The sequence below is a fragment of the Micromonospora lutea genome (assembly GCF_016863535.1).
Classification (GTDB): domain Bacteria; phylum Actinomycetota; class Actinomycetes; order Mycobacteriales; family Micromonosporaceae; genus Micromonospora; species Micromonospora lutea.
Genome location: NZ_BOPB01000005.1, coordinates 84505 through 97125 on the forward strand (window position 1 = coordinate 84505; position 12621 = coordinate 97125).

10 protein-coding genes are annotated in these 12621 nt (G+C 72.0%); 6 read left to right on the forward strand and 4 right to left on the reverse strand.

Annotated elements, in window-relative coordinates:
- The first annotated feature begins 77 nt into the window (after positions 1-77).
- Complete coding sequence (locus Vlu01_RS05700) at positions 78-422, forward strand: DUF3817 domain-containing protein (RefSeq protein ID WP_203995074.1); 345 nt, start codon at positions 78-80, stop codon at positions 420-422.
- 11 nt (positions 423-433) lie between these two features.
- On the opposite strand, the gene Vlu01_RS05705 is transcribed toward Vlu01_RS05700, so the two are convergent.
- Positions 434-973, reverse strand: a complete 540-nt coding sequence (locus tag Vlu01_RS05705) for a hypothetical protein (protein ID WP_373307286.1) — start codon at positions 971-973, stop codon at positions 434-436.
- Between the two features lie 148 nt (positions 974-1121).
- On the opposite strand from Vlu01_RS05705, the gene Vlu01_RS05710 reads away from it, so the two are divergent.
- From Vlu01_RS05710 to Vlu01_RS05725, 4 genes are all read left to right on the forward strand, one after another.
- A complete protein-coding gene (locus tag Vlu01_RS05710; protein ID WP_203995078.1) occupies positions 1122-2240 on the forward strand; it encodes a baeRF2 domain-containing protein in 1119 nt (372 codons plus the stop codon).
- Positions 2233-3402 carry a thiamine pyrophosphate-binding protein gene (locus tag Vlu01_RS05715; RefSeq protein ID WP_203995080.1) on the forward strand — a complete coding sequence of 390 codons (1170 nt, stop codon included), beginning with the start codon at positions 2233-2235 and terminating at the stop codon, positions 3400-3402. The genes Vlu01_RS05710 and Vlu01_RS05715 overlap by 8 nt, the downstream gene beginning before the upstream one ends.
- 134 nt (positions 3403-3536) lie before the next feature.
- On the forward strand, positions 3537-4907 hold the full coding sequence (locus tag Vlu01_RS05720; RefSeq protein WP_203995414.1) for a hypothetical protein: 1371 nt from the start codon (positions 3537-3539) through the stop codon (positions 4905-4907).
- A gap of 218 nt (positions 4908-5125) precedes the next feature.
- Positions 5126-6001 (forward strand): SigB/SigF/SigG family RNA polymerase sigma factor, encoded by an 876-nt coding sequence (locus tag Vlu01_RS05725; RefSeq protein ID WP_203995082.1) that lies wholly within the window; start codon positions 5126-5128, stop codon positions 5999-6001.
- Between the two features lie 52 nt (positions 6002-6053).
- On the opposite strand, the gene ctaD is transcribed toward Vlu01_RS05725, so the two are convergent.
- From ctaD to Vlu01_RS05740, 3 genes are all read right to left on the reverse strand, one after another.
- On the reverse strand, positions 6054-8057 hold the full coding sequence (gene ctaD, locus Vlu01_RS05730; RefSeq protein WP_203995084.1) for an aa3-type cytochrome oxidase subunit I: 2004 nt from the start codon (positions 8055-8057) through the stop codon (positions 6054-6056).
- A gap of 88 nt (positions 8058-8145) precedes the next feature.
- Positions 8146-8874, reverse strand: coding sequence for an ATP-binding protein (locus tag Vlu01_RS05735; protein ID WP_203995087.1), 729 nt, complete (start codon positions 8872-8874; stop codon positions 8146-8148).
- 90 nt (positions 8875-8964) lie between these two features.
- Positions 8965-9948 carry a glucosyl-3-phosphoglycerate synthase gene (locus Vlu01_RS05740; RefSeq protein ID WP_239095735.1) on the reverse strand — a complete coding sequence of 328 codons (984 nt, stop codon included), beginning with the start codon at positions 9946-9948 and terminating at the stop codon, positions 8965-8967.
- Positions 9949-10267: 319 nt separating this feature from the next.
- On the opposite strand from Vlu01_RS05740, the gene secA2 reads away from it, so the two are divergent.
- Positions 10268-12562, forward strand: coding sequence for an accessory Sec system translocase SecA2 (gene secA2, locus Vlu01_RS05745; RefSeq protein ID WP_203995092.1), 2295 nt, complete (start codon positions 10268-10270; stop codon positions 12560-12562).
- Positions 12563-12621: the final 59 nt, after the last annotated feature.

Below are 12621 nucleotides of genomic sequence, written 5' to 3' on the forward strand. Positions count from 1 at the left end.
TGTCACCGCTGGTACCCCGAACGTCTCACGTCCATGCCACCCCTGCGGAGGTCGGGACCGGTCGAGTGGTCCGTAGCATGGCCGTCGTGCGTGACAAGGTGACCAGACTGTTCGTGGTGGCGGCGATCGCGGAGGCGTTCTCCTGGGCTGGCCTGCTGGCCGGGATGGTGGTCAAGTACGGCCCGCCCGGCAACGAGCTGGGCGTGCAGGTCTTCGGCCCGATCCACGGTGCCCTCTTCGTCGCGTACGGCGTGCTGGTCCTGGCGGTGGCGCGGGTGCACCGGTGGAGCCTGCTGGCCACGGGGGTGGCGCTGGCCTGTGCGGTGCCGCCGTTCGCCACGGTCGTCTTCGAGCGTTGGGCGCGGCGGCGGGGCATGCTCGACGTCACCGAGTCGGCCCCGGAGCCCGCTCCCGTCGGCTGAGGCCGCCCGCCTCAGGTCACTGCCGTGCAGGCGGCCACCGTGGCGATGACCAGGACGCCCAGCATCGCCTGGAGCAGTAGCGGTGGCCCCAGGTGCGACCACATGGTGGCCGTACGCGGCCGGAGCAACTGCCCCGTGGTGAGATTGACGATCCGTTCGATCTTGGGGGCCAGGTCGGGATCGCCCTGATCGCGCAGCGTCAGTTGGACGTGGTCGGCCGGATGCAGGGCGCTCTGCGGCAGGTGCCCGTGCAACTCCACCTCGTAGAGCCGGCCGTCGGCGTCCCGCAGGCGAACCGGGGTGACCAGGTACTCGGGGCCCTTCTTCAGCTCCTTGAAGCTGCGTCTGCCTGTGCCGGAGCCGGCCGAGAGCAGGGCCCGTACCAGCCGGGCGAGCAGGCCGGCCACCCCGGCCGCGGCCAGCACCACCACCAGCACCGGCTGCCCCACCCGCACCTCCCGGGGATACCCGTCCATCAGGCGCACGATCTGCGCGGTGAGGATGCGCCCGGTGGGGTGCAGGCTGCGCCGGGAATACGATGTCGCGTCCATTTTCACCACCCAGAGTCCGCCTACGCCTACGGATCGTATCGATCCTCGGGGTTGAACGACGTGAATGAAAACTGGTCACGCGGTTGCCGGCAGGTGACAAGGACGGCGACGCGGGTAAGCGGTGGGCCGAGCTGGAAAGGGGTCGAGCATGCAGCTGTCCTTCCTGCGCCCGCTGTACCAGCGTCCAGGCCCGTGGTGCTCGGTCTACCTGGACGCTTCCCTGGACACCGAGGACGCGCACGCGGCACTCGATCTGCGTTGGCGCGGCCTGCAACAGCAACTTGCCGAGCAGGGGGCGGACGAGCCGACGCTTGCCGCCATCGACCGGGTCGTCCGGGGGCATGATCCGATGCCCGGCGACTACGGGCTGGCCGTGTTCGGCACCCAGGGAGAGGTGGTGCTCTCCGAGTACCTGTCCGCCCCGCCGCGTCGGGACCTGGCCGCCTTCGACCCGTTGCCGCACGTGATGCCACTGCTGGCCCAACGGGGTGAGCAGGTGGCGTGGGTCCGGGTGCTGGCCGACCGGACCGGTGCCGACGCGATGTCGGTCAGCGCCGGCGGAGTGCCGCGCCGGGCACACGTGGCCGGCCGGGAGAGCTACCCGCTGCGCCGGGTCCAGCCCGGCGGCTGGTCCCAGTCGCGCTACCAACGGGCGGCGATGGAGGCGTGGCATCACAACGCCGGTGACGTCACCGCCGCGACGGTCGAACTGGCCGAGCGGGTCGGTGCCGAGGTGGTGGTGGTTGCCGGTGACGTCCGCGCCACCGGCATGATCGCCGCGCAGATGCCGGTCCGCTGGCAGGACATGGTGGTGCGCACCGACGCCGGCTCGCGGGCCGATGGCGCCGACCAGACCCTGCTGGACGACCTGACCGTGCAGACCATCGCCGAGGTGGCCGACCAGCGGGTCAACGCGACCCTGGACCGCTTCGGCACGCAGGAGGACGTCGGCGCCGGCCTCGACGCCGTGGTGGCCGCGTTGCAGCGCAACCAGGTCGACACGATGCTGATCGTCGACGACCCGTCGGCGGACGGCCAACTGTGGATCGGTCCGGCGGCCACCGACATCGCCACCGAGCCGGGCCAGCTGGCCACGGTCGCCGAACCCGAGCGGGTCCGGGCCGACGCGGCGCTGGTGCGTGCCCTGGTGGGCACCGACGCCGAGTTGACCGTGCTCGGTCCGGACGAGGCACCGCAGCTCATGGACGGGGTGGGCGCGGTGTTGCGCTACGTCGACCCGGTCACTCCGGGCCGGGGCGGTGCCTGACCCGAGCGTCGCTGACGCGGTGGTCGCCCGGCTGTCGACCGGGCGGATTCCCCGGGTCTTCGGTCATCCGGAGGAACCGGTCGCGTCGCTGGTCGAGGCGCTCGGCGCCACCGGGGGCGACCCGGAGTTCGTGCCCACCCGCGACGCGGAGAGCGCTGCGGTCATGGCGGCCGGGCACGCCCGGTTCACCGACGAGCCGGGCGTCTGCCTGGCGGCCGGCGGGGTGGCCGCCGCGGGCCTGCTCGCCGGGCTCGACGCCGCCCGCCGCGCCGGGTCGCCGGTGCTCGCCCTCGTCGCCGAGCCTGGCCCGGTACCGGACCACGAGGTGGGTGTCACGACGCGCCTGCTCACCGAGGTGTGCCACGGCGTCCGGTACGCCGCCGACCCGGCGCGGGTGCCGAAGTTGATGGACGAGGCGCTGCGCGCCGCCTCGCGCGGCGGTCCGGTGGGCCTCGTGTTGCCGTACCGGCCGGCGGACGACCGGGTGCGGGTCGGGTCCCCGGGGTTCGCCGCGCGGCTCGTGCTCGACGAGTTGTCCACCCGGTTGCCGCCGACCGCGACGGTGGTCATCGACGGCACCCTGCCGACGACCGGCCTCAGGCACACCCCGGGGGTACCCTGCGCGGTCGCCGTCGTGGGTCCGGCCGGGCTGCCCGGTGGCGCGTTGCCGTACGCCGTCGCCGTGAAGCTGGCCGCGCCCGATCGGCCGGTGGTCGCCCTGGTCGCCGACGACGGGATGCGCGCGCAGGGCCTGGCGGAGCTGGTCACCGTCGCCCGGCGGCGATCGGTGTGGCCTGACCCGCGCCTGGTGGTGCTGGTCTGCAACAGCCGCTCCGGTCATCCCCGGCACCCGGACCCGGCCCGGTCCGTCACCGACGACGTCCCCTACGCCGGCTGGGCTCGGCTGCTCGGCCTGCACGGGGTCCGCGTCGATCGGCCGGAGCTGGTCGGCGCGGCATGGGACGAGGTGCTGAACGCCGACCGGCCGTCCGTGCTGGAGGTGCTGACGGACGCGCTGATCCGCCACTCCTGCGACAACATCGGGGACCCTGCGGCCTCGCCGCCGCCGGAGGCAGCAACATCCCGTGTGTTGCTGGCTGGCAGTGGTGGTCCGGCGATGGCGGGCTGGTCGGTCTTGTCGGGAACGCACAAGATCCGCTGATTAGTGCCGCTCGGTGGAGGGATGCCCTGTTTAACCCGCATCGTGGCGGGAAGCCGGGCCGCGTGGTGAGCGATCGAGGCAAGGTGGAGCCGGTGCGCACGGTGCGCCCGGGACTGACGGCGGCCGGCGCCGGCATGGCCGGTGACCGCGTCGTCGCCGCCGACAGCACCACCCGGACGCTGGTCGCGGCCACCGCCCGCGCCCTACGCGGCAACGACTGCGCCGACCTCGGACACGCCGGGCCGGTGTCCCGGTTCGCCGGCACGCCCGACCCGGTACGGCGGGCCGCCGCGATCCGCTCGGTCGGCCGGATCGCGCTCACCGCCGGGCAGGCCGCCGAGGTCGACGCGGGGCGCGTCGCCCGGTGGTTCGCCGATCAGTACCCGCGTCGCCGGTATCCCGGCGTGCTGCTGGGCTCCCCGCACGGCGGCGTCGCACACCTGGCGGTGGCGCTCGGCATGCCCTGGCTGCCCGCCGGCTTCGAGATGGTCGCGCACTGGCCGCAGGGCGCGGTGGACCGGCCCCGCGCCGCCCTGGACCACGGCGCGGCGCTCGCCGGACGGCTGCTGGCCGGCAACCCCGACCTGCACCTGCGGCAGGTGCACTGCCCGGCCAGCCGGGGCGCGCTGGCCGGGGCGACCGTGGCCCTGACCGGCCGCTGGCAGGCGCTGCCGGCGGCGTACCGCAGCTTCCTGGCCGACCGGCTGGCACCCGGCGCTCCGGTGTTGGTGCTGCGGGACACCCGGACCTGGCCGGTGGTCGACGCCGCCGACGGTCACAGCTTCCAACTGGGCTGCCCGGCCAGCGGCCTGAGCCCGGTGGACTTCCATCCCGACAGCCACGCGCTGCGCCAGGTACTGCGCTCGGCCGGCGGCGACAGCGCCCGCTGGGACCCACCGGAGATCTCCGCGCCGCCCGCCGCCGCCGAGCACGGCGTGGAGTCCGGTTTCGACCAGGGCGTACGGGACTGGACCGCCCGGCACGGTCATCCGTTGCACCGCATCCTGGTACCCACGCCAGCGGCGCTCAGCGCGGCCACCGCCGACCTGTACCGGCGTTGGCTGCGGGGGGCCGGCAAGACCGGTGACCGGCTGGTGGTCGAGTGCGGCCGACTGCTCGACCCCTGGCAGGTGCTCCGGGCCGGGCTGGTGCCGTACTGGTGCGAGAACGCCACCCGGCGCAGCGTCGAGCAGGTGGAGTGGTGGCTGGCCGGCAGCGAGTCGTTCACCTCGGTCGACGTGCTGCCCGAGCCGCCGGGCGTACGCTCACCAGCGCTGGCCGGCCTGCCGCAGTGGCTGGCGGTCGCCGGTTTCGGCCGACGGCGTCGGGCCCTGGACCGTACCTCGGCGCGCGGCTACCCGGTCACCTCGGTACCCACCCGACGGGCCACCGAGGTGCTCCGCGCCCAGCCCTACGACCTGCCCAACCCGGCGCCACTCGGGATCTCCGAGGCCATTGCCGCACTGCGCGACGGCGGCGGCCACCACGGCCTGCTGATCTGTTGAGACCAGGCTGACGAAACATCCTCGCGAACCCGGGAACCCGTGATTGAGTACCTACGGAGCGGGAACACCGCCGGCTGCGACAGGCTGATCACCTTGCGTGGCGCGGCGCCGTCCGCCCGCTGGCATCCCAGTACGTAACCCACTTACAGGCCCGTGCGTGCCTACGCGCGTGCCCGGTGTCGGTGAATCCGGGCGGGGTCCTTCCCGAGGGAGCGCGGATGTTCGGACAGACCACCACAACCACACCTCCACCCACCGATCGGGGGCTGGAGGACCTTGACGCCGCGGCGCTGGCGTACGCGGCGCGCATCGAAGGACTGCCGCCGGAGCGTCGCCAGGAGGCACGCGACGACCTGGTTCGGTTCGCGTTGCCGTTCGCCGGCCGGTTGGCCCGCCGCTACCGGGGACGCGGGGAACCACTGGAGGATCTGGAGCAGGTGGCCCGTCTGGGGCTGGTCAACGCGGTCGACCGGTACGACCCGGAACGCGGCTCGTTCACCGCGTACGCGGCAATCACCATCGTGGGCGAGATCAAGCGGCATTTCCGGGATCGCACCTGGGGTGTGCACGTGCCCCGCCGGCTACGCGACCTGATCCTGGAGGTGGGACAGGCGACGGCGGCGCTGACCAGCGAGCTGTCCCGGGCACCCACGGTGGCCGAGCTGTCCAAACGACTGGAGACGCCGGAGGAGGAGATCCTCGCCGCGTTGGAGTCGGCCGCCGGCTACAGCCCGGCGTCGCTCAACGCGCCGGTCGGCGGGGAGAGTTCGGCGGAGTTCGGCGACCTGGTCGGCGAGTCGGACATCGCGCTGGAGTCGGTCGACGACCGGGTGACCGTCAGTGGTCTGCTGCACCGGCTGCCCTGGCGGGAGCGGCGGATCCTGGCCATGCGGTTCTACGGCAATCAGACCCAGGCCGAGATCGCCGCCCGGTTCGGCATCTCCCAGATGCACGTGTCCCGGTTGCTGTCGAGGGCGCTGACCTGGCTACGTCAGGCAATGCTCGCCGACGCGCCGCCACCCTGGCAGAACGGTCCCGCCGAGTCCGAGGCGACCAACCAGTCGCGTACCGCGGCTGCGGTGCGCAGCCGCTGACCACGGCATCGGGGCGGCACCGGTAGGTGTCGCCCCGACCCGTACCCCGTCGTCAGTTCTCCGGAGTGTCCCCAGGCCCACGCGGATGCCGCCACCGGTCATTGGGCTGCGGGTCGCGTTGCGCGCCGAGCGGGTTCCCCTCCGGTTCGTCGGTCTCCTCGAAGCTGGGCCGGCGTACGTCCTCCGGCTCCGGCACCTCCACCGGCCGGGCACCGGACTGCGGCGCCGGCTGGTACGCGACCGCCTCCCGCGCGCCGTGCGCGCCCTCGGCGCTCGGCGACTCCGGAGCGTGCACCTCGCGGTGGATCTCGTCGCGGAACTCCTGGGGCGGCCGGGTGGTCCGCTGTGGAAGGTCGCGGCCCAGGTCGGAGACGAGTTCGCCGTACTTGGCGTCGAACGCGGGGCGCTCCGAGCGGATCCGGGGCATCCGGTCGAAGTTGCGCAGCGGCGGCGGGCAGGTGGTGGCCCACTCCAGGGAGTTGCCGAAGCCCCAGGGGTCGTCCACGGTCACCTCGGCCCCGTAACGCCAGGACTTCCAGGCGTTCCACATGAAGAACAGGGTGGACGCGCCCAGCACGAAGGCGAAGATGCTGGAGACCATGTTCAGCGTGGTGAACCCATCGGTGGGCAGGTAGTCGGCGTACCGCCGGGGCATGCCCTCGTTGCCCAGCCAGTGGTGCACCAGGAAGGTGCCGTGGAAGCCGATGAACATGGTCCAGAAGTGCAGCTTGCCGAGCCGCTCGTCGAGCAGTCGCCCGGTCATCTTCGGCCACCAGAAGTAGAAGCCGGCGAAGAGCGCGAAGACCACCGTGCCGAAAACCACGTAGTGGAAATGGGCCACCACGAAATAGGTGTCGTGGGTGTGCCAGTCGGCCGGCGGACTGGCCAGCAGCACGCCGGTGAGCCCACCGAACAGGAAGGTCACCAGGAAGCCGATGGAGAACAGCATCGGCGTCTCGAAGGTGAGCTGCCCCTTCCACATGGTGCCGATCCAGTTGAAGAACTTCACCCCGGTGGGCACCGCGATCAGATAGCTGAGGATGCTGAAGAACGGCAGCAGCACCTGGCCGGTGGTGAACATGTGGTGCGCCCACACCGTCATCGACAGCACGGTGATCGCGACGGTGGCCAGCACCAGTCCGGTGTAGCCGAAGATCGGCTTGCGGGAGAAGACCGGGATGACCTCGGTGATGATGCCGAAGAACGGCAGCGCGATGATGTAGACCTCGGGGTGACCGAAGAACCAGAACAGGTGCTGCCAGAGCATCGGTCCACCGGTGTCGGGGTTGAACACCTGCGCGTCGAGCAGCCGGTCGGCGCTCAGCGCCAGCAGCGCCGCGGCGAGCAGCGGGAAGACCAGGATCACCAGCACGCTGGTGAACAGCATGTTCCAGGTGAAGATCGGCATCCGGAACATGGTCATGCCCGGCGCGCGCAGGGTCAGGATCGTGGTGATCAGGTTCACCGCGCCGAGGATGGTGCCCAGACCGGAGACCACCAGCCCGATCACCCACATGTTCGCGCCGACGCCGGGGGAGTGCTCGCTGGTGCTCAGTGGGGTGTACGCGGTCCAGCCGAAGTCCGCCGACCCCTGCGGAGTCAGGAACCCGCCGACCACCATCAACCCGCCGAACAGGTAGAGCCAGTAGGCCAACGCGTTGAGTCGGGGGAACGACACGTCCGGGGCACCGATCTGGATCGGCACGATGTAGTTGGCGAAGCCGAACGCCGCCGGAGTGGCGAACAGCAGCAGCATCACCGCGCCGTGCGAGGTGAAGAGCTGGTTGTACTGCTCTGCGGAGAGCAACTGCAGACCCGGCCGGGCGAGCTCGGCACGGATCAGCATGGCCTCGATCCCGGCCAGCAGGAAGAAGCCGAACGAGGTCAGCAGGTAGAGCAGACCGATCTGCTTGTGGTCGGTGGTGGCCAGGAACCTGACCAGCTTGCCGCCCGGCAGCGGTCTGCGCAGCGGTCCGGGATAGCCGCCGAACCGGGCCGGGGCGAGAATCGCCGGCCCTCGGTCCTGTCCGGGTTCGGTGGTTACCCGCTTGGGCATGAACGCTCACCCCGCTGATGACAGATAAAGGACGGGCGTGGCTACCCACCCCGTCGACCATGTAACCAGGCGAGAGCGGTAATTTCGGTCAATTCGCCGGTAGTGTTGCCCAGACGGCCTTTCCGCTGCCGGCCGGGGCGCTGCCCCAGTGGTCGGCCAGCTCGCGGACGAGCAACAGCCCTCGGCCGCCCTCGTCGCGGTGTCCGGACTCACCCTGCCGGGCGGCCGCGCTGCTGCCGTCGACCACGGTCAGGTGCAGCCAGGGCCGTCGCAGGGTCACCGTGACCTGCATCGGGGTGCCCGCGTGCCGGACCACGTTGCCGACCAACTCGCTGAGCACCACCGAGGCCGGACCGGCCACCTCGGGCAGGTTCCACCGGGCACACGCGTCGGCCACCAGTTCCCGCGCCCGCCGGCACGCCGTTGCCACCGGGTCCAGACGCAACCGCAGCCGGGTCACCGCGGACGCCTCGGCCACCCGGCTCGCCTCGTCGCAGCTGTCCTCCACCGGCAGCACCCGGCAGGCCGCCGACCCGGCCAGCAGCGCGGCGGCGTCCGGGTGCGGCGTGCAGAGCACCAGCGGAACGACCGGCCAACCCGCAGCGCGGCGCGCCACGGCGGCGAAGACGGAGACCGCCAGTTCCTCACGCACCGCCAACTCGGTCAGGTCGACCAGCAGCGCGTCGGGCTGCCGGTCCAGACATTCCTCCAGAAGCGCGTACACCTGGCGCATCGAGGTCATGTCGAGGGTGCCGGTGAGGCGCACGACGGTGCAGTGTGCTTCGTCGTGTACCTGGCTGATGATCCGGCTCGCCATCTCCGCCCTCGTCTCGGCGCTGTCCGCAGAGCCTGGCAGGTACCCGGCCCTTGACCGGGTGAAACGCGACGTGGGCCCGGACACGTCACGTCACGCGGCGGTGACCCGGCGGCGCGGCAGCCGGTGCCGCAGTTCCGCCAGTGGCGGCCGTTCCTCCACGGCGACGTCGCTGACCACGATCTCCCGGTCCAGGTTCGGCAGCGCGTCGGAGCCGCCCCGGCGGAACTGGGTGAGCAGGGCGGTGGGCAGCACCTCCGGGTTCGCCCAGCCCCGGCGCTGCAACCGCGACCAGACGGTGAGCATGATCTGGGCGGACATCCGGCCCAGCGCGGCGGTGTCCTGATGCCGGTGCTTGCGCTCGCCGAGATCCACCTGGGCCAGCGCGTCCAACCCGACGAGTTCCAGCAGGTCGATCAGCATGGCGGTCTCGACGCCGTAGCCGGAGACGAACGGCACCCGCGCGAGCACCTCCCGGCGACCGGCGTACTCACCGGCGAGGGGCTGGACGAACCCGGCCAACTCCGGCCAGAACAGGTTCAGCATCGGCCGGGCCGCCAGCTCCGTGACCCGGCCGCCGCCGTCGGCCTCCACACCGTTGGTGCTGACCAGGGGCCGGTGGTAGAAGCCCTTGACGAAGTCGACCGACGGATCGGTCAGCAGCGGGCCGAGCAGGCCGGTGACGAAGTGCGGTCGAAACTCGCGCAGGTCGGCGTCGACGAAGGCCACCACGTCACCCTCGGCCGCGGCCAGGCCGGCCCAGAGCGCGTCGCCCTTGCCGGTCAGCCGGGGCAACCCCCGGGTCATCACGTCCTGGCTGACCACCTCGGCGCCGGCGGACCGGGCCACCGCCGCGGTGCGGTCGGTGGACCGCGAGTCGACCACGATCAGCTCGTCGACCAGCGACACCCGGTCCATCAGGTGTTCACGGATGGTGGCCACGATCGCCCCCACGGTGGCTTCCTCGTTGCGGGCCGGCAGCACCACGCTGACCCGGCTGTCTCCCTTGGCCCGCAGCAGCCGTCGGGTCGGCCAGTCGGCGGCCGAGGTGGTCCGATAGGTTGCCCAGGCCTCCACCACCGGCGAGACCAGAGATTCGTTGCTGCGCACAGGCACCCCCTCGCCGGGAGTTGGGTTTCCCAGCACCCCGCACGCTAACCGGACCGGTTCTCAGCTTGATCAGCAGCGTGCGCCGGGCACGTTCCCGGCTGATGAACCTCAGATCGCGCCCCGATCGACCCTCGTCGACGCCCGCGCTCTCGCCGTCCGGTCGCGCCTATCCGCTGGACACCCTCGGTGTGAAGCCCGAAGAGCGCATGATCGCGCGGATGTGGTGGGTCGGAACGGGGGCAGGCGGGACGTCCAAGATCGCTCCGGTCGCGTACCGTTGCGGCTCATGGGTGTGTCGCAACGGTTGAAGACCAGGTTCCGCCGGTTCCTCCAACGCCCGGGGACCACGGTCGATCTGGCCCCGCTGGAGAAGCTGCTGCCGGTCATCGAGGCCCGCGAGGAGGAGATCTCGGCGTTCGACGACGCCGAACTCACCGAGGCGGCGGCCACGGCGTCGAGCTACGAGGAGATCTGCGCGCTCGGCCGCGAGGCGGCCCGCCGAGGCATCGATCAGCGTCCGTACGACGTCCAGCTGCTGGGCGCCATGTCGCTGCTCTCCGGCAAGGTCGCCGAGATGGCCACCGGTGAGGGCAAGACGCTCACCGCGGCGATCGCCGCGTACGGCCACGTCCGCCTCGGTAACGGGCCGGTGCACGTGCTGACCGTGAACGACTACCTGGCCCGCCGCGACGCCCAGTGGATGGAGCCGATCTACACCCTGCTCGGGCTCACCGTCGGCTGGGTCAACGAGGCTTCCACCCCGATCGAGCGGCGTGCCGCGTACGCCTGCGACGTCACCTACGTGTCGGTCAGCGAGGCCGGTTTCGACTTCCTCCGCGACCAGCTCGTCACCGACATCGAGGACCGGGTGCAGCGTCCGCTGCGTACCGCGATCGTCGACGAGGCCGACTCGATCCTGATCGACGAGGCCCGGGTGCCGATGGTCCTGGCCGGCTCGGTCCCCGGTGAGCAGGACCCGGTGCACGCCGCCGCCGCGCTCGTCCGCGGCCTGCGCAAGGGCCGGCACTTCACGGTCGCCGAGGACGGCCGCAGCGTGGCCTTCACCTCCGCCGGCCTGGCCGCCGTCGAGGCCAAGCTCGGCATCGACCTGTACGACGAGGAGAACGTCGAGCAGCTCTCGGCGGTGAACGTGGCGCTGCACGCGCACGCCCTGCTGCACCGGGACGTGGACTACATCGTCCGGGACGGCACGGTCGAGCTGATCGACGAGATGCGGGGGCGGGTCGCCCAGCGCCGCCGCTGGCCCGACGGGCTCCAGGCGGCAGTCGAGGCCAAGGAGGGGTTGGACGCCACCGCCGAGGGCGAGGTGCTCGGCACCATCGCCGTGCAGGCGTACGTCGGGCTCTACCCGGTGGTCTGCGGCATGACCGCCACCGCGGTGCTCGTCGGCGACCAGCTGCGGGAGTTCTTCGGCCTGGAGGTCGCGGTGATCCCGCCGAACACCCCGTGCGTCCGGGTCGACGAGCCGGACCGCATCTACGCCACCCGGGCGGAGAAGGAGGAGGCGCTGATCGACGAGATCCGGCGCTGCCACGCCGACGGGCGTCCGGTGCTGGTCGGCACGCTGGACGTCAAGGAGTCCGAGCAGCTGGCCGCCGGGCTCAACGCCGCCGGGGTGCCGTGTGTGGTGCTCAACGCGAAGAACGACGACGAGGAAGCGACGATCATTGCCGAGGCCGGCGCGTTCGGCGCGGTCACCGTTTCCACCCAGATGGCCGGCCGGGGTGTGGACATCCGCCTCGGCGGCAGCGACCAGGCCGACCGGGAGCGGGTGGCCGGACTGGGCGGCCTCTACGTGATGGGCAGCGGCCGGCACGACAGCCGCCGCGTCGACGACCAGTTGCGGGGCCGGGCCGGTCGCCAGGGCGACCCCGGCGGGTCGGTCTTCTTCGTCAGCCTGGAGGACGACCTCGTCGTCCGGCACGCCGGTGACACGGTGCCGCCGTCGCCCCGGATGAACGCCGACGGCCTGGTCACCGACGCGCAGGTGGACTACGCCGTCGAGCACGCCCAGCGGGTCGCGGAAGGGGTCAACCACGAGATCCACCGCAACACCTGGCGCTACAGCGTGGTGATCGAGCAGCAGCGCAAGGCCCTCGCCGAACGCCGCGAGCGGCTGCTCACCAGCGACGTGGCGGCGCTGATGCTGCTGGACAAGATGCCGGAGAAGGCCGGTGAGATGGACGAGGACCTGCTCGCCCAGGCGGCCCGGTCGATCGCCCTCTATCACCTCGACCGGCTGTGGGCGTCGCACCTGGCCGAGCTGTCGGAGGTCCGCGAGGGCGTGCACCTGCGGGCGCTGGGGCGGCTCGACCCGCTCGACGAGTTCCACCGGGCCGCGGTTCCGGCGTTCACCGACCTGGTTCCGGCGATCGAGGCGCGGACGCTCGCGACCTTCGCCGAGACCGAGTTCGACGAGGACTGGGAGCCCGACGCGGCGGAACTGGTCCGTCCGAGCGCCACCTGGACGTACCTCGTGCACGACAACCCGTTCGGCTCCGAGTTGGACCGGTTGATCGCCTCGGTCGGTCGGCGGCTCAGCGGGGCGGGTTCTCGTTAGGTCGCCTGGTCCGGCACACCCCTCCCGGCGGCACCCGTAGGCTGGGAGGGGCCCCGGTT